Origin of the sequence: Pseudomonas syringae group sp. 26L6, from assembly GCF_032587815.1 — a bacterium.
In the GTDB taxonomy this organism is placed as follows: domain Bacteria; phylum Pseudomonadota; class Gammaproteobacteria; order Pseudomonadales; family Pseudomonadaceae; genus Aquipseudomonas; species Aquipseudomonas amygdali.
Map to the genome: position 1 here is coordinate 185,652 of NZ_JAWHPJ010000003.1, position 21,290 is coordinate 206,941.

The window sequence follows — 21,290 nt, forward strand, 5'->3', positions numbered from 1 at the left end:
CGCAGCGGTTAGGCAGCGGTCATTGCGTGGCGGCCTGAGCGATCTGCGCGCGTGAGGCGTTGAAGCTCTTGTCGAAGCCGGTTGAAACGTCGATTTTTTTAGTCAGGATGCCTTCAGCCAGATAGGTGTCCGCAGTGTTCTGCAGTCCCTGAACGATCTGATCATCAATCGGCGTACGTTGCATTTTCGTCGCCTTGGCCACCGCCAGATGCACCGCCAGCGGCAGGCCGGTGACTTTCGCCTGAGCGGCCGCGTACTCTTCGGGATGAGCATTGGACCAGTTGAAGGCGCGCTCCACGCGGGCTACAAAATCATCCAGTTGGGCACGTTTGCCTTCAATGGCCTTGCTGGTGGCGGCGAGGTAGAGGTGATTGCTCAGCAACTCGCTGCCACTGACCAGCACACGAGCGTCGCTTTGCGCGATGGAAATCGTCGTGTAAGGGTCCCAGGTCGCCCAGGCATCGGCATCTCCGCTGTCCAGCAACAGACGCGATTCGCTGGGCAGCAGGTTGATGAAGGTGACGTCACTGGTTTTCAGCCCGGCTTCATGCAAGGCGCGGATCGCCAGATAGTGGCCGATGGAGCCGCGCCCGGTGACGATGCGCTTGCCCTTGAGGTCGGCAACGGTCTTGATCGGCGAGTCCTTCGAGACCAGCACCGCCGTGGTGAAACGGCCCTGGGCATGGGTAATGCTGACCACTTTCAAGGGCGCACCCGCGCCCAGCGCGAACACATAGGGCGCATCACCCAGCGCACCGATATCCACAGCGCCAGCGTTCAATGCCTCTCCCAGAGGGGCCGCCGAGGGGAACTCGGAAAACTGGATCTCGTAAGGCACGTCCTTGAGTTCGCCGGAGACCTGCAACAGTATTTTCAGCAGCGACTTCTGATTGGCGACCAACAGCGGAGCCTGCTCGGCAGCCACCACCTGCTGGCCTGCCAGCACACTGAGCAACGCGCCCAGCAGCAGGCTTTTGAGCGGTAGAGGTGATTTGAAAAAAGGCAGCATTGAGGTGTTTCTCCATTGAGTTGATCGGTCGGCTAGACACTTATCGTTCCTCACGCTCAAATCACGTAAAACCCGTGCGTCCCGTCCCGGCCCAATTGCTCCACCAGGCCAAACTCCCAGTCCAGGTAGGCCTGCATGGCTTCGCGCGGCGCATCGGTGCCTTCGTACGGTCGGCGATAGCGGTCGATGCGTGGCGAGGCCAGTCGGCTTTCGCCATGCTCCAACGGCAGGCCAGCCTTGATCCAGCTGGCGGTGCCGCCATCGAGCAAAAACACCGGCTTGTCGGTCAGCGCTTCGACGTCGGCCACGGCAAAGCGCGCCAGCCGGCTGCTGCCACAGGTCAATACGTAGCGGTCGGCGGCAGGTATTTTTTCCAGCGCCTGTTTGAGGTCGGCGCGCAAGGTCCACCAGGCACCGGGAATGTGCTGTTTGACGTAATTGGCGCTGGCGGTGAAATCCAGCACCGCCACCTTGACCTGTGTCTGCCATTGAACAAGCGTCTCGACGCTGATCGCCTCCACTTGCGGTGGCGCAGGGAACGGCGCATCCCAGTCACCCGTTTCGCTGAAGTCTGCTGCATGCAGATCATCGAGCACCGACACGTCCCAGCCCAGTTGCGCCAGCCAGGAAGCCGACATGTTGGCGCGCACGCCGTCGTCGTCCACCAAGGCTATTCGTGCGCCGCGTACGCTGGCGAAGTGATCGGTTTCCTGCACCAGTTGCCCGCCCGGTGTGGAGCGCGCACCGGGCAGATGGCCTTTGGCAAACTCTTCCGGTGTGCGCACATCGAACAGGTACGTGGTGCGCGAAGTCTCGGCTTGCCAGCGTTGCAGGTCAGCGCGGCTGGCGCGTTTGACCTTGGCGCGATCAGCCACCTTGCGCGCATCGGCACTGGCGGTTTCGCGGGTTTCCTCACTGACTGCTGCAAAACGCCGGTCTTGACCATGATCCAGCGTCTGACCGGCCAGTAACCAGCCAATCGTGCCATTGCGCAGCGCATTGATCTGATTGGGCAGGCCCGCGTTGACCAGTGACTGAGTGCCGATGATGCTGCGCGTGCGACCGGCGCAATTGACGATGATTCGGGTGTTCGGGTCCGGTGCCAGCTCCCGTGCCCGCAGCACCAGTTCCGCGCCCGGTACGCTGATGCCGCCGGGGATGCTCATGGTCTGGTACTCGTCGTAGCGCCGGGCATCGAGCACCACTACATCGGCGTTGTTGTCGAGCAGGGCCTTGACCTCTTCAGCCGCCAGAGACGGGGTAGCGCGATGGTGTTCCACCAGTTCGCCAAACGCCTTGCTCGGCACATTTACATCAATGAACAACTCGCCGCCAGCCTCACGCCAGCCTTGCAGGCCGCCGTCGAGCAGTCTCACATCGCTGTAGCCCAGCGCCTGTAAACGTTGCAGCGCAACCTGCGCCAGGCCCTCGCCATCGTCGTACAGGGTTATGGCTGTGTCGCGTCGCGGGATGCGCGGGAACACCTCCAGCTCCAGCTTCGACAACGGGATGTTCACCGCAAACAGAGGATGGGCCTGGGCAAAGGGTGCTTCTTCGCGGACGTCTACCAAGGCCAGTTCCTGGCGGTCCAGCAATGCCTGACGAACGTCGGCGAATGATCGGGTGGCGGGGGTGGTCATCGGGCGGGGCTCCCTGTTGGCTGATCCTGAGTGGCGTGGGTGATGGCTGCGGCATTCGAATAGCCGGAGATGAACAGTTTTTCTGTGCCGTCCAGGTCGTAGACCGCACGTTTCACGGTGCCAATATCGGCGCCGTAAACGTGGATGCTGATCGACACTTGATCGTTGAAAGCATTGCTGACCTGATGCACATCGTTGCTTTTCGGTGACAGCGCTTCGACTTGGCCGGGTTGCAGGCGAATTGCCGGGCCGCTGGTTTCCAGGCGTCCTTGCGCGTTGCGGGTATAGCCCTGTGAATGCTCGGCACCGCGCAGCATGCCGATCAGGCCCCAGACGCGATGGTCATGAATCGGCGTGCGTTGCCCCGGCCCCCAGACAAAACTGACCACTGAAAAGCGCTGCTGCGGGTCGGCATGCAGCAGAAATTGCTGATAACGGTCGGGGTCGGGTACGGCAAATTCTTCTGCCAACCAGTCATCGTGGCTGACCAGTTGCGCCAGCAGCTTGCCGCCGCGACGCAACAGATCGCCTTCGTGCGGCTCGCTGCCAATCAGCTCGCCCAGCGCGTCGATAAAGGCCCCGAGTCGTTCCGGGTGTCGGTTCTGAGTCATGTCCATTTCCAGATCAGGGTCAGGGAATGGTTTGATATAAGCATAATATGGATATTTAATATGCTATTTTTTAATGATTAGATTATAACGAAAACGTCTTTTACTTCCGTGCTGCAATGCGTGAAATCTAGCGTCGGTCTGTTGGACGGGCTATGAATGGACGTCTGCCGGGACTATTCTTTTTGCCTGTGTTTCTTCTCTTCTTTATGTGCGGTCCGAATGAAAATTGATGATATCGATGCGTTCGTTGCAGTCATCCGCTGTCAGTCGATCAGCCATGCCGCTGAATCGCTGGATCTGACCCAGCCGGCGATTACTCGCCGGGTGCAGAATTTCGAGCAGGCCCTTGGGGTCGAGCTGTTCGATCGTAATACCAAGCCGCTCAAGCCAACGCCGATGGGCATCCAGGTGTACCAGAAGTGCCTGGCAATCCTGCGCGAGATGGATGCGTTGCGCGAGCTGGTGGCCAGCGACACGCCGCCCAGCGGCCTATTGCGTCTGGGTGTGCCGCAAACCATCGGTGACGTGGTGCTGCTCGATGCGCTCAAGCAGCTACGCGGAGAATTCCCGGATTTGCGCGCCCAGGTTAGCACCGGCTGGGGCAGCCACCTGATCGGCAAGATCGAAAACGGTGAGCTGGATGCTGCGGCAGCGCTGTTCCCTGCTGGCAAGATATTTCCGGACAACATTGTCGGTCAGTCAATCGGCAAGATGGAACTGGTGGTGGTCTGCGCCAAGGGGCTGGTGCCGAAAAAGCCCGGCAAGCTGGCGGATTGCTACGAGCAGGGCTGGGTACTCAACCCCGACGGCTGCGGTTTTCGCGCAGGTTTGCAGCGTACGCTGACCGATCAGGGGCTGAGCATGAAGGTCAATCTGGAAACCTTCGGCACCGAGCTGCAACTGGGGCTGGTAGCCGATGGCATGGGGTTGGGTCTGGTGCCAAGGCCGTTGCTGGAGCGCAGCGCTCACCGCGAGCAACTGGTGGTGCTACCGCTCAAGGACTTCAAACCGGTGATGGACCTGTGGCTGTTCTACCCACGTTTTCTGGGCAATCTGCAAGCACCGGTCGAGGCTTTTGGCGCGCTGGTGGCGCGCTCCCTCAAGCCGGTTTCAGCAGCCGCCTGAAACGTCATTGCGGGCGGGCAGTCTTCAGTCAGAAGCCTCGCCCGCCCGCATGGCGTTGAATCAGGCCACTTGTTCGCGAGCCTGCCGTTCACGCTGAGCCACCAGTGCGCGGGTCAGCGGGATCAGCTTCTTGCCATAATCGATAGCATCTTCCAGCGGGTCGAAGCCGCGAATCAGGAAGGTGGTAATCCCCAGGTCGTAATAGTCCAGCAGCGCTTCGGCGACCTGTTCCGGGGTGCCGACCAGCGACGTGGAATTGCCCTGCGCGCCGAGCAGGCCAGCGATGCCGGTCCACAGGCGCTTGTCCAGACGTGAACCTTGTGCCGCTGCGGCCAGCAGGCGACGCGACCCTTCGTTGGGTGGTTCGCGACGGACAAAGCCGTTGCGGTCTGCCAATGCCTTGGCTTTTTCCAGAATGCTGTCGGCGCGTGCCCAGGCTTGTTCTTCGGTGTCGGCCAGAATCGGGCGCAACGACAGGCTGAAACGAATGGTCCGGCCATGTTTGGCGGCTTCGGCGCGCACCTGTTTGACCACATCGCGCACCTGTTCGTACGTCTCGCCCCACAAGGCATAGACGTCGGCATGCTTGCCAGCCACCGCAATCGCCGCTGCCGAAGAACCGCCAAAGTACAGCGGGATGTGTGGCTGCTGCGGGGACTTGACCAGCGAGTGCGCGCCCTCGAACTGGTAGTAAGTGCCCTGATGGTCAAAGGGCTTGTCGCTGGTCCATTCCTGACGCACCACGCTGAGGTATTCATCGCTGCGCGCGTAGCGTTCGTCCTTGCCGATGTGGCTGCCATCGGCGCGCAGCTCCTTGTCGTCGCCGCCGGTAATGATATGCACCGCAGTGCGCCCGCCATTGAACACGTCCAGCGTCGCAAATTGCCGGGCTGCCACGGTGGGGGAGATGAAACCGGGACGATGCGCGACAAGAAACTTCAGTGTGCTGGTCACGCTGGCGGCATGCGCGGCCACCAGTGTGCTGTCCGGGCTGTTGGAGTGGTATGCGATCAGCGCACGATCAAAACCTGCGTCTTCATGAGCCTTGGCCACTGTCTTCACGTAGTCGGGCTGGATGGTCGCGCCGCTGCGCGGGTGGATTTCAGAACCGGGTTGCGTGGCGATATAGCCAATGAATTCGATGCTCATGAAAACTCCTGCCAATGGTTGAGGTCCGTTCGACCTTGTCGAGAAGCACCATAAAGGCAAGCAGACGAGGCTGTGAAATTCGATTTTGGTCTAAGTTAATTATAAAAAATATGCATTATAAGTTTTATTGGTAATCAAATATTTTAACTATTAGCTTAGAGCTAAATAGAATTTCACTCGGCTTTCTTATGCTCTTAGCATGATGTTCATACTGCGTCGGGTGCGTCATGCCCGATTTGCCCAGAAAGGATGCGCCTATGTCTGACACAACGCTCAACCCCGCCGACCCCGGTTTTCTGCTGGTCAACAAGCCTGAACAGCGTCGCGCCTCTGAACAGCATCGCCAGCGTCGGCAAGTGCCGGGCTCTGTTTTGCGTCTGCTCAGCCCGCTGGCGCTGTTGCTGCTCTGGGAACTGGCCTCACAAACCGGTCTGTTGCCCAGCCGAGTGATCGCCGCACCGTCGCAGATCGGCGGTACGCTATGGTCGATGATTGTTTCAGGCGAACTGGCCGTGCACCTGTGGGTATCGCTGCAGCGCGCATTGCTGGGCTTGAGCATCGGCGTCAGTATTGGTGTGGTCGCTGCATTGATAACCGGGCTTTCCCGGCGCGGCGAAATCGCCCTCGACTCGCCGATGCAAATGCTGCGCACCATTCCGTCGCTGGCACTGGTGCCGCTGTTCATCCTCTGGTTCGGCATTGGTGAATTCACCAAAGTGGCGCTGATCGTGATGGGCACCACCTTTCCGGTGTACCTGAACCTGTTTTCCGGCATCCGCAACATCGACCCGAAACTGATCGAGGCCGCCAACACCTTGGGGCTGAGCCGTCGCGAGCTGATCTGGCACGTGATTCTGCCCGGTTCGCTGCCTTCTTTTTTTGTCGGGCTGCGATATTCACTGGGTATCTCCTGGCTGGCGCTGGTGTTTGTCGAACAAATCAACACCACCGCGGGAATCGGCTTTCTGGCCAGCGATGCCCGCGACTTCATGCGCACTGATGTGATCGTTATCTGCCTGTTGATCTATAGCGTCCTGGGCCTGGTGATCGACGGCATCATTCGCACGCTGGAGCGCTATGCGCTGGCCTGGCGACCGACCTTCGTGAGGAATTGAGCATGGCGACCCTTGAGTTGCGTAACACTTCATCAGTCACGCCCCCGGTTCAGTTGCGTAACGTGGTTCGCCAGTTTGGCCCACAACGGGTGATTGACGGGCTGGACCTGGACATTGCCGCGGGCGAGTTTGTCGCTTTGCTGGGTGCCAGTGGCTCCGGCAAGACCACCTTGCTGCGCACTCTGGCCGGGCTGGACGACATCGACAGTGGCGAGCTGCGTGTGCCGGTGGCACGTGCCGCGGTGTTTCAGGAACCGCGGCTGATGCCGTGGAAAAGTGCCTGGAAAAACGTGGTTCTCGGCCTGCGCATCAACGATGCCAAGGCTCGGGCCGAAGCAGCATTGACCGAAGTCGGTCTGGCCCATCGGCTGAATGCCTTTCCGGCCACATTATCCGGTGGCGAGGCGCAGCGTGTAGCGTTGGCGCGCGGCCTGGTCCGTGAGCCGAAACTGCTGTTGCTCGACGAGCCTTTCGCCGCCCTCGATGCCTTGACCCGCATTCGCATGCACCAGTTGATCATTGATCTGTGGCGCAAGCACACCCCGGCGGTGCTGCTGGTAACGCACGATGTCGATGAGGCGATCCTGCTCGCTGACCGGGTCATCGTGCTGGCCGACGGTAAACTCGCCGATGACATCCGCGTCGACCTGCCACGCCAACGTGACAGCGGGCAGGCCGGGTTTCAGGCAATTCGTAGCCGCTTGCTGGGTTTGCTGGGCGTGAAGACGCAGGCTGCCGATACTGCAACGCAGGAGCCAACCCACGACGTGACGCTCAGCGCATTGCGTCGTTTCGCCAATGCTCGTTGATCCTGCGCAGGGTGCGTATCATGGGCGTCTGAATTTCTGGAGGGGACGTCCATGTCTGCCGAAAAGCCCGAAGTCATCATCACCTATTGCATTCAATGCCAGTGGCTATTGCGCGCCGCCTGGCTCGCCCAGGAGCTGTTGAGCACGTTCAGTGACGACCTGGGCAAGGTCTCGTTGCAGCCGGGCACCGGTGGTGTGTTTCGCATTACCTGCGATGGCGTGCAACTCTGGGAACGCAAGGCCGACGGCGGCTTTCCCGAGGCCAAGGTGCTCAAGCAGCGGCTCCGCGACCAGATCGACCCGGCCCGTGATCTGGGCCACAACGACCGTCATACTCCCGCCAGTCCTCAGTAATAAAGGCCATTGTCACGACATCGCCACGCACGTGTCACATTCGGTTAACCGGCATGCTCCACTCTCTTGGAAACCCTGCCGGAGGTCATCCCATGACCAGTGCTCAGCTCGCCACACCCAGCCGCAAACAACGCGTGCGCACCTTGTGGATTTCCGACGTTCATCTGGGCACGCGCGATTGCCAGGCCGAGCACTTGTCCGCGTTTCTCAAGCGCTATCAGGCTGACAGGGTGTATCTGGTGGGCGATATCATCGACGGCTGGAAGCTGCGCGGCGGCATGTACTGGCCGCAGGCGCATACCAATGTGATCCGTCGGCTGCTGACCATGAGCAAGCGCGGCACCGAAGTCATTTATGTCACGGGCAACCACGACGAATTCCTGCGTCGTTACTCCAAATTGGTTCTGGGCAACATCCAGCTGGTGGACGAAGCCGAGCACGTGACGGCCGATGGTCGTCGTCTTCTGGTCATCCACGGCGACCAGTTCGACGTGATTACCCGTTATCACCGCTGGCTGGCTTTTCTCGGCGATTCGGCCTACGAATTCACCCTGACCCTCAACCGCTGGCTGAACCATTGGCGCGCCAAGTACGGCTATGGTTACTGGTCGCTGTCGGCTTACCTGAAGCACAAGGTCAAGAGTGCGGTGAATTTCATCAGCGATTTCGAGGAAGCCATCGCCCACGAATGCGTGAAGCGCGGCCTGGATGGCGTGGTCTGCGGGCACATCCATCATGCGGAAATCCGCCAGGTGGGTGGCGTGGAATACCTCAATTGCGGCGACTGGGTTGAATCCTGTACCGCCCTGATCGAACACCTGGACGGCACTATCGAACTGTTTCGTCTGGCGGACGCGCACTTGAAAGCAAGCCAGCCGGTGGTTCAGGAGCCGGTCAGCGAAACGGTTGCCTGATTCAACCGGCTAGAACGACACCTTGCCCAACAGCATATCGCGGTACATGACGAAATCGCCGAGCAGGCTGTAGAACGGATGCTTGAACGTGGCCGGCCGGTTTTTCTCGAAGAAGAAATGCCCGGCCCAGGCAAAACCGTAACCCGCGACGGGTAACAACCACAACAACCCCCAGCGACCGCTGCCCACACCGAACGCCAGCAGGAAGATCACCAATGAGGTGCCCACAAAGTGCAGGCGCCGACTGGTACTGCTGCTGTGCTCGGCGAGGTAGAAAGGATAGAACTCGGCAAAGCTTGAGAAACGCTTGATGGTATCCACGGCGCGCACCCTCGTATTGGCCCTTGTTGTTATACACAAATTTAGCCGACTGTCGTGCCGATGTGGAGCGTGGGCACGATGGACGTGACTAGCTTGCTGATGTTTACGACTATCGTGCCAATGCTCCGCGTTGGCATAAGGCATTACCACGCTGAGCGTGGGAACGAGAATCTGAGTCGAACCTCAATCCACCTGACATCACAGAACCGCTGTGCAGCGCGGAGCAGTTCTCGACCCGTCAGCAAAAACGCAACAAAACATGGCACAGTTGCCCTGAAAAATGGCACATTGGCGCGCCTTGGTACGCGTGACACATCTTGTAATCATCCGTCCGGGGAACCTGAAAACCTTTTTACGGATGAATACCCATGGCGACCAGCGCTCAGCCTGTAACGGCGAAGGCCTCGACCCCCCCTCAAGCCAGCCCGCTGGTGATGCGCATTATTGGTGCCGTTGCCCTTGCTCACCTGATCAACGACCTGATTCAGGCCATTCTTCCGTCGATCTACCCGATGCTCAAGGCCAGCTACGACTTGAGCTTCACCCAGATCGGCCTGATTACCCTGACGTTTCAGATCACCGCATCGCTGCTGCAGCCCTGGGTCGGTTATTACACTGACCGCCATCCTAACCCCCTGGTACTGCCTGTAGGGTCGATCTGTACGCTGGTCGGCATTGTGATGATGTCGATGGTGGGCAGTTTTCCATTGATTCTGCTGGCTGCCGCCTTGATCGGCATCGGTTCTTCGACATTCCACCCGGAAGCCTCGCGTATCGCGCGACTGGCTTCCGGTGGTCGTTATGGGCTCGCGCAGTCGACCTTTCAGGTGGGCGGCAACACCGGCTCCGCGTTCGGGCCATTGCTGGCGGCGGCGATCATCATCCCGTTCGGCCAGGGCAACGTGGCCTGGATCGGCTTGTTCGCATTGTTCTCGCTGGGTCTGCTGTATGCGATAAGCCGCTGGTATCGCGCGCACCTCAACCTGTTCAAGCTCAAGGCAGGTCAGGCGGCCACTCATGGACTGTCCAGAAAACGCGTGATTGCCTCACTGGCAGTGCTGGCATTTCTGGTGTTTTCCAAGTTCTTCTACATGACCAGCCTGACCAGCTATTTCACCTTCTACCTGATCGAGAAGTTTGACCTTTCAGTCGCCAGCTCGCAGTTGCACTTGTTCCTGTTTCTGGGCGCAGTGGCGGCCGGGACCTTTTTCGGCGGTCCGATCGGCGACCGCATTGGTCGCAAGGCCGTGATCTGGTTTTCGATCCTTGGCGCTGCACCGTTCACCCTGGCCCTGCCTTATGCAGACCTGTTCTGGACCAGCGTGCTCAGCGTGATCATTGGCTTTGTACTGGCGTCGGCTTTTTCCGCCATCGTCGTCTACGCCCAGGAGCTTGTACCTGGCAACGTGGGCATGATTGCCGGGCTTTTCTTTGGCCTGATGTTCGGCTTCGGCGGCATTGGCGCAGCCTTGCTCGGCTATCTGGCTGACAGCCACGGCATTCTGTTCGTCTACACGTTGTGCTCATACCTGCCGCTGCTTGGCATCCTCGCCATTCTTCTACCCCGGACCAAATAATGCTGATAGCAACGCTGATCTTCCTGTTCACCATTACGCTGGTCATCTGGCAGCCCAAAGGCCTGAGCGTAGGCTGGAGTGCGGTACTCGGGGCGGTTCTGGCGTTGCTGACAGGGGTTGTGCACCTCGGCGACATCGCTGTGGTGTGGGGCATCATCTGGAATGCCACGGCGACGTTCATTTCGCTGATCATTATCACGCTGTTACTGGATGAGGCGGGTTTCTTTGCCTGGGCCGCGCTGCATGTGGCGCGCTGGGGCAAGGGTAAGGGACGTCGTCTGTTCGCCCTGTTCGTGCTGTTCGGTGCGCTGGTATCAGCCTTGTTCGCCAACGACGGTGCCGTGCTGATTCTCACGCCTATCGTCATTGCCATGATGCTGGCGTTGCGCTTCTCCGCTGCGTCGACCCTGGCGTTCGTCATGGCGGCCGGCTTCATTGCCGATACGGCCAGCCTGCCGTTGGTGGTATCGAACCTGGTGAACATCGTTTCGGCGGATTACTTCAAGATCGGTTTCAACCGTTACGCAGCCGTCATGGTGCCGGTGAACCTGGCCAGTGTCGCCGCCACTCTGGCCGTGTTGATGTGGTATTTCCGTCGGGATATTCCCAGCGAGTTCGAGCCCGAACATCTGGACAAGCCCGAAACGGCTATCCATGACCGCGCTACGTTTCTGGCCGGTTGGGCCGTACTGCTGATTTTGTTGGTGGGCTGTTTCGCTCTTGAGCCGCTGGGCATCCCGATCAGTGCGATTTCGTCGGTCTGCGCGTTGCTGCTGCTCGCCATTGCCGCCAAAGGGCATACGATCAAGACGCGCAAGGTGATGAAAGAAGCACCGTGGCACATCGTGGTGTTTTCGCTGGGTATGTACCTGGTGGTTTATGGTCTGCGCAACGCCGGACTCACCGGTTATCTGGCCAGTCTGCTGGACTGGTTTGCCGGCTATGGCATCTGGGGCGCAGCGATGGGCACCGGCGTCATGACCGCGTTTCTGTCTTCGATCATGAACAACATGCCCACCGTGCTCATCGGGCTGCTGTCCATTGATGCAAGCCATGCCAGCGGGGCCATTCAGGAAGCGATGATCTACGCCAACGTGATCGGCAGCGACCTGGGGCCAAAAATTACCCCGATCGGCAGTCTGGCGACGCTGCTCTGGCTGCATGTGCTGGAGCGCAAGGGAATCACCATCAGTTGGGGCTACTACTTCAAGGTCGGCATCGTACTGACCGTGCCGGTGTTGCTGATTACACTGGCTGCGCTGGCACTTCGATTGAGTTGAGCAGGTGGCTGGTGTCGGCCAGATTCGGCCACATGTCCGACACCAGAAACAAGCGCTCGGCTTCTTCCCAGTTGCCCTCGGTATTCTCTTTCAGGCGCACCAGCAATTGCGCCGGAGCCAGCGGGTCGAGTTCGGCCAGCCAGTCGCGTAGCTGCTGATCGCTCCACGCATCGTGGTAAAGCGCTGGTGCCAGCCAGGCATGACGCGGCAGGGGTTGCCAGCGTCCGGGGCTGCTTTGCGCCACAAACCGCTTCCAGTCACGTTGATGCAACCAGCGGCCCTTGAGATGCTGCGGGTGAACACCTGCGGGCGATTCGCATGAGCCTGGCCACGGATACAGCAGATAACCGCCCAGCCACAACTGCGCGCTGAATGCCTCGACACCCAGCGCTGCCAGGGCCGCTCGGCTTTCCGGACGTGCAGACATCGGCAACTGATGCTGGCTCAGGTGGGCAAGCTTGCGGTCCAGCCGATCCTGGCAGCCGGGCCCCAGCCAGCACGCCGGATCGCGGCCGTCTCCGTCCTGCGGCCCAAGGTAGAGCTTGATTGCCAGTTCAACGTGATGCACGCCTTCACGATCACGCAGCAGCATGTCCAGTTCGCCCAGCGTCTGGCTGCCGAGCCGGATCGGCAGGTTGGCGGCAATGATTTCCACCCCCGGCGCGTGCTGCACTGCGAACTGCCAGAGCCGTTCGTAATAGCGGCCCAGCCGGCGTGTGGTTGCCAGCGCCAGCCAGTCTTCCAGCGGGCGACTGTCACGGTCGAGTTGCCAGAGAAAGTCTGCCAATCGCTGCGGGTCCTGTACCCAGTCACTGCCGGCCAGCGGATGACGCTGTGGCCACGGCGCGACTTCCAGCATGGGCGGCGCGAGGATCACCCAGGCAAGGTCGCGCACTTCGGAGTGCCGTAGTTGGCGGGGGAGGTCTATCAGGCTGGGGAATAAAGTCATGTGCCGAGGATAGCGTGAGTTGAGGTGCAGCAGGGTGCTGATGTGCAGGTGAGCTGATTGTGAAGGCGAAAAGATGCGGTGCTATCCAACGGGCCTGGCCAGCCCGAGAAAATCAGCGTCTTCACCGGGACAAGGCGAGAATCGCTTGACGTCGGTTGCCCCTTTGGCGTTCAGGTCGATGCGGCCGTTGGCATCTATGAAGATTGTAGTCTCTGGCCATTGTGGATCTATGTTCACGCAGCCGCTGAATGTTGAGTTGTGCCAGAAGAAATACATGAAGAATTTCTTTTTTTGAAATATGTGGCCGCTGTCCCCAGTTGCTCCTCCAGGCTCTATGCCACCTCTGCTTATGCGATGATCGGTAATCCATGTGTAGCTAAGCTCTCCGTCTGCCTTGTCTGAGTAATAGACGCTTACGTAGGGCGTAGCGAAATCCCATAGTGCGAGGATGAGAAAGGTCGCCGTTAACTTCGGCCAGCGGGCAATGGCGTGTATCAGGATTTTTCGGTTCATGCAGTGCTCTTGTTTTCAGGCTTGCCAAAGCATGAGTGCAGTTCCACTCCTTTACCCCAGCTGCTCTTGGGTATCTGTAAAACGTCTTTCATGATTTCATCGGCCTGTATTTCGCCATTCGGGAAGCGGCGATAGAGCGACACACCTATGCCAATGGATATTCGGTCGGGGGCGTCATCCCAGGCTCGTAGCCCATCGGCTCCCTCAGAGGGTGCTGGCCAATCGTTCTTGAGTGGTCTTTTTATTTTCCCCAATGTTTCCGACGCGATTTGCTCAAGTCCTGCACCGTCCAGAAGCACGGCTTCTGAGAACCCGGCAGCCATTCCGATGTATCCATAGTGAATGTTCGACCAGATGTCATAGTAATAAGCGTACCTGCCTTGTTTATGACGAGAATCGTTGTTGAATTTTTCCAGTATTTTTGGCTTGTGATCCCACTCCCTGTTCTGTCCTACCTTTTCCGCCCATATCACCATTGCCGCCGCAGTATTCGAAGCCGCAATCGTTTGTGGATTATTATGCGCACCCATCTGCGCGTACCACGGCAACTCCATCCATTTACGGGTTTCTTCTGCGGTGTCGTAGTTCAGCAGTTGTTTCAATTTCTGCACGGTGGGATGCAGAAGGTTTCGGTTCATCTCGTCAGCGATGTAGCGGGTCAGTTCTTCCATTTGATCCGGGTGGTTGCAGGCTGGCGCTATGGCCGTGTTGGACGTTGCAGGTGGGAATAGTGCTTCAGCCGCTTTGGCTTTCTCCTGCAACCCAGGGTCTTTCACAAGCTGATTCAGCTTCGGTTCGTCCAGTGTGCCGTCCTTGCGAAGGATGCCGAGCCTGGAGAAATCGATGGCTGGGCCAGCGGCATCGCCGAAGTCGGAGCCGCCACCCACATCGGGGCTGCCGGAAATGATCGTTCCGCCGTGGCTGGTCGGGCTGCCCAGGTGGGCCATCGGACGACCGTTGATGAGGATTGAGGGAAAGCCGGTGACGATCACCGCGCCGCAGCCGCACATATCGCCTACTCTGGCGGCGGACATGCCGTTGATCAGGGTGTCGGAGGAGGCTGTGACAATCGGGGTGCAACCGTGGCCCGGCAACGGGCAGAGGTGCATGTCGCCCTGGCGGCCTGAGGGAATCATGTGTCGTCCTTAGGTGTATTGAAAATGGACGAAGCTAATGAACATCTTCTGTGGGGTATGTAAGGCAAATCCGGTTTTTTTGCGGGAATTCGCTCATTCGTTCAGAGGCAATCTGCTGATTGAAGCGCTTCGTGATGAGGCGTTTCGCTAGATCTTTACGTGCCGGTTTGCTGCTACCGGGCCGTTTCGCCCATAATCGCTGTTTTAAGTCGTCTCGAAACCGCAGCAGGAGCCTCATGGAGCAATTTCGCAATATCGGCATCATCGGTCGCCTGGGCAGTGTTCAGGTGCTCGAGACCGTTCGCCGACTCAAGAGATTCCTGCTGGACCGCCACCTGCACGTCATTCTTGAAGAGACGATTGCCGAAGTCCTGCCCGGTCATGGCCTGCAAACCTCGTCGCGCAAGATGCTCGGTGAAGTCTGTGACATGGTCATCGTGGTCGGTGGCGATGGCAGCCTGTTAGGGGCAGCACGGGCACTGGCCAGGCACAACGTTCCGGTGCTGGGTATCAACCGCGGCAGCCTGGGTTTTCTGACCGACATTCGTCCCGACGAGCTGGAGGTCAAATGCGCTGAAGTGCTCGACGGGCACTATCTGGTTGAAAACCGCTTCCTGCTTCAGGCCGAAGTGCGTCGCCACGGCGAGGCCATCGGTCAGGGCGATGCGCTCAACGACGTTGTGCTGCACCCCGGCAAGTCCACGCGCATGATCGAGTTCGAGATCTATATAGATGGTCAGTTTGTGTGCAGTCAGAAGGCCGATGGCCTGATCGTCGCCACGCCGACCGGATCGACAGCCTATGCGCTGTCGGCGGGCGGGCCGATCATGCATCCCAAGCTCGACGCCATCGTTATCGTGCCGATGTACCCGCACACCTTGTCCGGGCGGCCCATCGTGGTCGACGGCAACAGCGAGCTGAAAATCGTGGTGTCCAAGGACATGACCATTTATCCGCAAGTGTCCTGCGATGGCCAGAATCACTTTACCTGCGCACCGGGTGACACCATCACGGTCAGCAAGAAACCGCAGAAGCTGCGTCTGATTCACCCGCTGGATCACAATTATTACGAAGTCTGCCGCACCAAGCTCGGCTGGGGCAGCAAGCTCGGCGGCGGGGGCGATTAATGCTCGATCCGGCGCGTGGCTACGATCTGATCGGTGACGTGCACGGGTGCGCCCATACCTTGGAGCACTTGCTGGAGCTTCTCGGCTACCGTCTGCAGGCTGGCGTCTGGCGTCACCCTGAGCGTATTGCGATTTTCCTCGGCGACATCATTGACCGTGGCCCGCGTATTCGCGAGTCGCTGCATATCGTCCGCGATATGGTTCAGGCCGGTCATGCCCTGTGCATCATGGGCAACCATGAGTTCAACGCGCTGGGCTGGATGACGCCAGCCTTGCCGGAAAGCGGTCATGAGTTCGTGCGTGAGCACACCCCGCGCCATGCCCGGCTGATCGGCGAAACCCTGGCGCAGTTCGAGCGCTACCTGGATGAATGGAGCGAGTTCGTCAACTGGTTCTATGAGCTGCCGCTGTACATGGACGCCGGTCGCTTCAGGGTGGTGCATGCCTGCTGGGATGCGACTCTGATTGATCCGTTGCGCGGCCTGCATGGCACCGGCTGTATCGACAAGCATTTTGTCCAGGCCTCGGCAGTGCCCGGCAGCTTCGCCAGCAATGTCTTCAACCGTCTGCTGCGCGGCACCGACATGCGTTTGCCGCACGGTCTTACCCTGACCGGCGGCGACGGGCTGACCCGCGAGTTCTTTCGTACCAAGTTCTGGGAAGATGACCCGCAGACCTATGGCGACGTGGTATTTCAGCCCGACGCGCTGCCTGAAGGCGTAGCCAAGACCCCGCTGTCCACGTCGGAAAAAAACGCATTGCTGCGTTACGGTATCAATGAGCCGCTGCTGTTTGTCGGTCATTACTGGCGCAGCGGCGTCCCTGCGCCCATCCGGCCGAACCTGGCCTGTCTGGATTACAGCGCCGTGCTCTACGGCAAGCTGGTCGCCTATCGGCTGGACCAGGAAACACAGATCGACCCGGACAAATTCGTCTGGGTCGACGTGCAGCGTCCCGAGGTTTCAGAATGAGTGCTGTTGCAGTCCTGCGGTTGCCGTTGACCACCAACCTGAGCGGGTTTGTCAGCCTGTTGCAGCGCTTGCGGATTCCCCACAGGGTCAGCGAAGAGGCTGGCGAGCAGGTACTTTGGGTGCCGGATGCGCCGCAACTGGCCGATGAGGTGCGCGACTTGTACACGCGCTTTCCTGAAGGGGACGAGCATTTTCAACTGGCGCAAGACGCCCCAAACGTGACGTACAAGTCGCCAGGCCTGATCGAGCAGCTACGCAACAGCCCGGTAACGGCCCTGGTATTGCTGGTCACCCTGCTGGTGGCGGGCATGACGTTGCTGGGCGACAACCTTGAAGCCATCCGCTGGCTGACCTTTCAGGATTTCCGGATCAGTGGCGAGTACGCGACGTTTCTGCCGTTGTCCGACAGCCTGGCCGCCGGGCAATGGTGGCGGATCGTCTCACCGATGCTGATTCACTTCGGCATCCTGCACCTGGCCATGAACGGCATGTGGTTCTGGGAACTGGGCCGACGTATCGAAATTCGTCAGGGCAGCCTGTCTTTATTGCTGCTCACGCTGCTGTTTTCAGCTGTTTCAAATTACGTGCAGTACCTGTTCAGCGGCCCAAGCCTGTTTGGCGGACTGTCCGGCGTGCTGTATGGCCTGCTCGGGCATTGCTGGATTTTCCAGATACTGGCGCCCAACCCGGTCTATCGCCTGCCGCGTGGGGTATTGATCATGATGCTCATCTGGCTGGCGCTATGCCTGTCCGGCCTGGTGAGCATGCTCGGTTTCGGCGAGATCGCCAACGGCGCGCATGTCGGCGGTCTGATCATCGGTTGTGCTACCGGCCTGGTCGGCGGTGCGATTGCGCGCCGCAAGTCGTAAAATTACCCGCTATTTTCTGGAGTGCGCCATGTCGTCTTTTATAGAAATGATCGAAAACATCACCCCGGATATCTACGAAAGCCTGAAGCTGGCCGTGGAAATCGGCAAATGGTCCGATGGCCGCAAGCTTACTCAGGAACAGCGTGAGCTGTCGTTGCAGGCGCTGATCGCCTGGGAAGTGCAGAACCTGCCGGAAGACCAGCGCACGGGCTACATGGGGCCGCAGGAATGCGCCTCCAAATCAGCGCCAGTGCCCAATATCCTGTTCAAATCGGATGCTATTCATTGATCGAAATTGGTCGCGGAGCAGTCAACAAAATGTCGGCGCGTCAGGATGATGCGTCATGTGTGCAATACGCTTTTCGCCTGGGCGAGACCGAGATTGCGGTCAACCCGCTGATCGGCAAGACGCTGCGCCTGGAGTTTCTTGGTGCCATTCATTGCAGTCATTGCGGGCGCAAGACCAAGTCCAGCTACAGCCAGGGCTACTGCTACCCGTGCATGCTCAAGCTGGCGCAATGCGACATGTGCATCATGAGCCCGGAAAAATGCCATCACGATCAGGGCACCTGTCGCGATCCGGCATGGGGCGAACAGTTCTGCATGACCGATCACATCGTCTACCTGGCCAATTCGTCAGGCGTGAAGGTCGGTATTACCCGGTCCACGCAGTTGCCGACCCGCTGGCTGGATCAGGGCGCAAGTCAGGCGTTGCCGATTCTGCGTGTGGCCACCCGTCAGCAGTCAGGCTTTGTCGAAGACCTGCTGCGCAGTCAGGTGGCCGACCGTACCAACTGGCGTGCGCTGCTCAAAGGTGATGCCCAGCCGGTCGATCTCAAGGCCATTCGCCAGGAATTGTTCGACAGTTGCGGCGCGGGCCTGCTGGGATTGCAAGAACGATTCGGTCTGCAAGCCATCCAATTGCTACATGACGCCGAGCCTGTCGAGTTTCGTTACCCGGTCGAGGCGTATCCGACCAAGATTGTCAGCTTCAATCTGGACAAGAACCCGATTGCCGAAGGCACGCTGCTGGGGATCAAGGGCCAATACCTGATTTTCGATACCGGCGTGATCAATATTCGCAAGTACACGGCCTATCAGCTGGCCGTGCATCAGTAGAAGGATTCCAGCATGCGCACCGAACAACCGAAAATGATTTACCTGAAGGACTACCAGGCTCCCGAGTACCTCATCGATGAGACGAACCTGACCTTCGAACTGTTCGACGACCAATCGCTGGTCCATGCCCAACTGGTCATGCGCCGCAACCCCGAGCGCGGCGCAGGCCTGCCGCCGCTGGTGCTGGACGGTCAGCATCTGGAACTGGTCTCGGTCAAGCTGAGTGATGTGGAGCTGAGCGCTGCGGATTATCAACTGACAGAAGATCACCTGACGCTGCATCCGCAAGCCGAAAGTTTCACGGTCGACAGCACCGTGCGCATTCATCCTGAAACCAATACCGCGCTGGAAGGCCTGTACAAATCCAGCGGCATGTTCTGCACCCAGTGCGAGGCCGAAGGCTTTCGCAAGATTACCTACTACCTCGACCGCCCCGACGTGATGAGCAAGTTCACTACCACGCTCAGCGCCGACAAGCAGAATTTCCCTATTCTGCTCTCCAACGGCAATCCGATTGCCAGTGGTGAAGAAGAGGGCGGACGGCACTGGGCGACGTGGGAAGACCCGTTCATGAAGCCGGCTTACCTGTTCGCGCTGGTGGCCGGTGATCTGTGGTGCATCGAAGACACCTTTACCACCATGAGCCAGCGGGAAGTGACCCTGCGCATCTATGTCGAGCCAGAAAACGTCGACAAGTGCCAGCACGCCATGACCAGCCTGAAGAAATCCATGCGCTGGGATGAAGAAACCTACGGTCGTGAGTATGACCTGGACATCTTCATGATTGTCGCGGTCAACGACTTCAACATGGGCGCGATGGAGAACAAGGGCCTCAACATCTTCAACTCCAGTGCCGTGCTGGCACGTGCCGAGACTGCGACCGATGCCGCGCATCAGCGGGTCGAAGCGATCGTTGCCCACGAATACTTCCACAACTGGTCGGGTAACCGCGTGACCTGCCGTGACTGGTTCCAGCTGTCGCTCAAGGAAGGCTTCACGGTGTACCGCGACGCCGGTTTCTCGGCGGACATGAACTCGGCCACGGTCAAGCGTATTCAGGACGTTGCTTACCTGCGAACTCACCAGTTTGCCGAAGACGCAGGCCCGATGGCCCACGCCGTGCGTCCGGACAGCTTCATCGAAATCTCCAACTTCTACACCCTGACCGTTTACGAAAAGGGTTCGGAAGTGGTTGGCATGCTCCACACCCTGCTGGGCGCCGAAGGCTTCCGCAAGGGCAGTGATCTGTATTTTGAACGTCATGACGGCCAGGCCGTGACCTGTGACGACTTCATCAAGGCCATGGAAGACGCCAACGGCGTCGACCTGAGCCAGTTCAAGCGCTGGTACAGCCAGGCGGGTACGCCGCGTCTGGCGGTCAGCGAGTCGTATGACGCTGCTGCGAAAACCTACAGCCTGACTTTCCGGCAGAGCTGCCCAAGCACACCAGGCCAGCCTGGCGATCAGAAACAGCCGTTTGTGATTCCGGTCGAACTGGGGCTGCTGGACAGCAAAGGCGGCGAAATTGCTCTGCGTCTGGCGGACGAAACCGCAGCTTCCAGCACCACGCGAGTGCTCTCGGTTACCGGGTCCGAGCAGACCTTCACCTTCGTTGACGTTGCCGAAAAGCCACTGCCGTCACTGCTGCGCGGTTTCTCTGCGCCGGTCAAGCTGAGCTTTCCGTATGACCGTGATCAACTGATGTTCCTGATGCAACACGACAGCGACGGTTTCAACCGTTGGGATGCCGGTCAGCAACTGTCGGTTCAGGTATTGCAGGAGCTGATCGGTCAGCACCAGCAAGGTCAGGCACTGGTCATGGACCAGCGTTTGATCACTGCGCTGGGCACCGTGCTGGCGGATGAGCGTCTGGACCAGGCGATGGTCGCAGAAATGCTCTCGTTGCCGGGTGAGGCTTATCTCGCCGAGATCAGCGAGGTGGCGGATGTCGATGCCATTCACGCCGCTCGCGAATTTGCTCGCCAGCAACTGGCCGACGGCCTGTTTGACAGTCTGCTGACGCGCTACAAGGCCAACCGCGAGGTATCCAGGGCCACGCCATACGTCGCCGAGTCCACGCATTTCGCCCGTCGCGCGCTGCAGAACATTGCGCTGTCGTACCTGATGCTTAGCGGCAAACCTGAAGTACTGGCGGCGACCATCGACCAGTTCGATACCAGTGACAACATGACCGAACGCCTGACTGCGCTGGCGGTGCTGGTCAATTCGCCGTTTACGGCCGAGCGCGACAAAGCGCTCGCCGTGTTCGCCGAGAACTTCAAGAGCAACGCGCTGGTCATGGATCAATGGTTCAGCGTACAGGCGGCCAGCACTCAGCCGGGCGGCCTGCAACGCGTGCAGGAACTGATGAAGCATCCTGCATTCAGCATCAAGAACCCGAACAAGGTCCGCGCCCTGATCGGTGCATTTGCCGGGCAGAACCTGATCAATTTCCACGCGGCAGATGGCTCCGGCTATCGCTTCCTCGCGGACCTTGTGATCGAGCTGAACGCCCTGAACCCGCAGATCGCCTCCCGCCAATTGGCACCACTGACCCGCTGGCGCAAATACGACAGCGCCCGTCAGGCGCTGATGAAGGCCGAGCTGGAGCGTATCCTCGCCTCCGGCAAACTGTCGGCGGACGTGTATGAAGTGGTGAGTAAAAGCCTGGCTGAATAAGGGTTGCCCAGTGCCTGACAGGC

At 59.3% G+C, this 21,290-nt stretch carries 21 protein-coding genes; 13 read left to right on the plus strand and 8 right to left on the minus strand.

What is annotated here, in order from left to right; translation table 11 throughout:
* Positions 1 to 19: 19 nt before the first annotated feature.
* The 3 genes from RYA97_RS01700 to RYA97_RS01710 are packed head-to-tail and all read right to left on the minus strand — an operon-like array spanning position 20 to position 3,260.
* Positions 20 to 1,009 (minus strand): ABC transporter substrate-binding protein, encoded by a 990-nt coding sequence (locus RYA97_RS01700; RefSeq protein WP_004667817.1) that lies wholly within the window; start codon positions 1,007 to 1,009, stop codon positions 20 to 22.
* Positions 1,010 to 1,065: 56 nt separating this feature from the next.
* Positions 1,066 to 2,649, minus strand: a complete 1,584-nt coding sequence (locus RYA97_RS01705) for a rhodanese-related sulfurtransferase (RefSeq protein WP_057405007.1) — start codon at positions 2,647 to 2,649, stop codon at positions 1,066 to 1,068.
* Positions 2,646 to 3,260 carry a cysteine dioxygenase gene (locus RYA97_RS01710; RefSeq protein ID WP_002554518.1) on the minus strand — a complete coding sequence of 205 codons (615 nt, stop codon included), beginning with the start codon at positions 3,258 to 3,260 and terminating at the stop codon, positions 2,646 to 2,648. The genes RYA97_RS01705 and RYA97_RS01710 overlap by 4 nt, the downstream gene beginning before the upstream one ends.
* 219 nt (positions 3,261 to 3,479) lie before the next feature.
* On the opposite strand from RYA97_RS01710, the gene RYA97_RS01715 reads away from it, so the two are divergent.
* Positions 3,480 to 4,385 (plus strand): LysR family transcriptional regulator, encoded by a 906-nt coding sequence (locus tag RYA97_RS01715; RefSeq protein WP_004657392.1) that lies wholly within the window; start codon positions 3,480 to 3,482, stop codon positions 4,383 to 4,385.
* 60 nt (positions 4,386 to 4,445) lie between these two features.
* Here the strand turns inward: RYA97_RS01715 and RYA97_RS01720 are convergent, their stop codons facing one another.
* Positions 4,446 to 5,534, minus strand: coding sequence for an LLM class flavin-dependent oxidoreductase (locus RYA97_RS01720; RefSeq protein WP_002554516.1), 1,089 nt, complete (start codon positions 5,532 to 5,534; stop codon positions 4,446 to 4,448).
* Between the two features lie 257 nt (positions 5,535 to 5,791).
* Here RYA97_RS01720 and RYA97_RS01725 point away from each other — a divergent pair, with 257 nt between their 5' ends.
* From RYA97_RS01725 to RYA97_RS01740, 4 genes are all read left to right on the plus strand, one after another.
* Entirely contained in the window at positions 5,792 to 6,649 is an 858-nt protein-coding gene (locus tag RYA97_RS01725; protein ID WP_054994756.1) for an ABC transporter permease, read from the plus strand.
* A 2-nt stretch (positions 6,650 to 6,651) separates the two neighbouring features.
* On the plus strand, positions 6,652 to 7,458 hold the full coding sequence (locus tag RYA97_RS01730; protein WP_005744663.1) for an ABC transporter ATP-binding protein: 807 nt from the start codon (positions 6,652 to 6,654) through the stop codon (positions 7,456 to 7,458).
* 51 nt (positions 7,459 to 7,509) lie between these two features.
* Positions 7,510 to 7,812 (plus strand): SelT/SelW/SelH family protein, encoded by a 303-nt coding sequence (locus tag RYA97_RS01735; RefSeq protein ID WP_002554513.1) that lies wholly within the window; start codon positions 7,510 to 7,512, stop codon positions 7,810 to 7,812.
* A gap of 92 nt (positions 7,813 to 7,904) precedes the next feature.
* Positions 7,905 to 8,726, plus strand: a complete 822-nt coding sequence (locus tag RYA97_RS01740) for a UDP-2,3-diacylglucosamine diphosphatase (RefSeq protein ID WP_005744662.1) — start codon at positions 7,905 to 7,907, stop codon at positions 8,724 to 8,726.
* 9 nt (positions 8,727 to 8,735) lie between these two features.
* On the opposite strand, the gene RYA97_RS01745 is transcribed toward RYA97_RS01740, so the two are convergent.
* Positions 8,736 to 9,047, minus strand: coding sequence for a DUF962 domain-containing protein (locus RYA97_RS01745; RefSeq protein WP_002554511.1), 312 nt, complete (start codon positions 9,045 to 9,047; stop codon positions 8,736 to 8,738).
* A 368-nt stretch (positions 9,048 to 9,415) separates the two neighbouring features.
* On the opposite strand from RYA97_RS01745, the gene RYA97_RS01750 reads away from it, so the two are divergent.
* Complete coding sequence (locus tag RYA97_RS01750) at positions 9,416 to 10,624, plus strand: MFS transporter (protein WP_002554510.1); 1,209 nt, start codon at positions 9,416 to 9,418, stop codon at positions 10,622 to 10,624.
* Positions 10,624 to 11,904 carry an arsenic transporter gene (locus RYA97_RS01755; protein WP_005744660.1) on the plus strand — a complete coding sequence of 427 codons (1,281 nt, stop codon included), beginning with the start codon at positions 10,624 to 10,626 and terminating at the stop codon, positions 11,902 to 11,904. The genes RYA97_RS01750 and RYA97_RS01755 overlap by 1 nt, the downstream gene beginning before the upstream one ends.
* On the opposite strand, the gene RYA97_RS01760 is transcribed toward RYA97_RS01755, so the two are convergent.
* The 3 genes from RYA97_RS01760 to RYA97_RS01770 form a co-directional block, all read right to left on the minus strand.
* On the minus strand, positions 11,870 to 12,853 hold the full coding sequence (locus RYA97_RS01760) for a DUF1853 family protein (protein WP_316891766.1): 984 nt from the start codon (positions 12,851 to 12,853) through the stop codon (positions 11,870 to 11,872). The genes RYA97_RS01755 and RYA97_RS01760 overlap by 35 nt on opposite strands.
* A gap of 81 nt (positions 12,854 to 12,934) precedes the next feature.
* A complete protein-coding gene (locus RYA97_RS01765) occupies positions 12,935 to 13,366 on the minus strand; it encodes a hypothetical protein (RefSeq protein ID WP_005744658.1) in 432 nt (143 codons plus the stop codon).
* On the minus strand, positions 13,363 to 14,502 hold the full coding sequence (locus RYA97_RS01770; RefSeq protein WP_057405012.1) for a polymorphic toxin type 44 domain-containing protein: 1,140 nt from the start codon (positions 14,500 to 14,502) through the stop codon (positions 13,363 to 13,365). Before RYA97_RS01770 ends, RYA97_RS01765 begins: the two co-directional genes overlap by 4 nt.
* A gap of 236 nt (positions 14,503 to 14,738) precedes the next feature.
* Here RYA97_RS01770 and RYA97_RS01775 point away from each other — a divergent pair, with 236 nt between their 5' ends.
* Genes RYA97_RS01775 through pepN form a run of 6 tightly spaced genes read left to right on the plus strand, consistent with a single transcriptional unit; the run spans position 14,739 to position 21,267 of the window.
* The gene (locus RYA97_RS01775; protein WP_003409651.1) at positions 14,739 to 15,629 is read left to right on the plus strand and encodes an NAD(+) kinase; all 891 of its coding nucleotides are present in this window, start codon (positions 14,739 to 14,741) and stop codon (positions 15,627 to 15,629) included.
* The gene (locus RYA97_RS01780) at positions 15,629 to 16,600 is read left to right on the plus strand and encodes a metallophosphoesterase (RefSeq protein WP_005744654.1); all 972 of its coding nucleotides are present in this window, start codon (positions 15,629 to 15,631) and stop codon (positions 16,598 to 16,600) included. The genes RYA97_RS01775 and RYA97_RS01780 overlap by 1 nt, the downstream gene beginning before the upstream one ends.
* Entirely contained in the window at positions 16,597 to 17,469 is an 873-nt protein-coding gene (locus RYA97_RS01785; protein ID WP_005744653.1) for a rhomboid family intramembrane serine protease, read from the plus strand. The genes RYA97_RS01780 and RYA97_RS01785 overlap by 4 nt, the downstream gene beginning before the upstream one ends.
* A 28-nt stretch (positions 17,470 to 17,497) precedes the next feature.
* Complete coding sequence (locus RYA97_RS01790) at positions 17,498 to 17,758, plus strand: YeaC family protein (RefSeq protein ID WP_002554502.1); 261 nt, start codon at positions 17,498 to 17,500, stop codon at positions 17,756 to 17,758.
* On the plus strand, positions 17,755 to 18,588 hold the full coding sequence (locus RYA97_RS01795) for a DUF2797 domain-containing protein (protein ID WP_004665926.1): 834 nt from the start codon (positions 17,755 to 17,757) through the stop codon (positions 18,586 to 18,588). The genes RYA97_RS01790 and RYA97_RS01795 overlap by 4 nt, the downstream gene beginning before the upstream one ends.
* 12 nt (positions 18,589 to 18,600) lie before the next feature.
* Positions 18,601 to 21,267 carry an aminopeptidase N gene (gene pepN / locus RYA97_RS01800; protein WP_005744652.1) on the plus strand — a complete coding sequence of 889 codons (2,667 nt, stop codon included), beginning with the start codon at positions 18,601 to 18,603 and terminating at the stop codon, positions 21,265 to 21,267.
* The last annotated feature ends 23 nt before the right edge of the window (positions 21,268 to 21,290 follow it).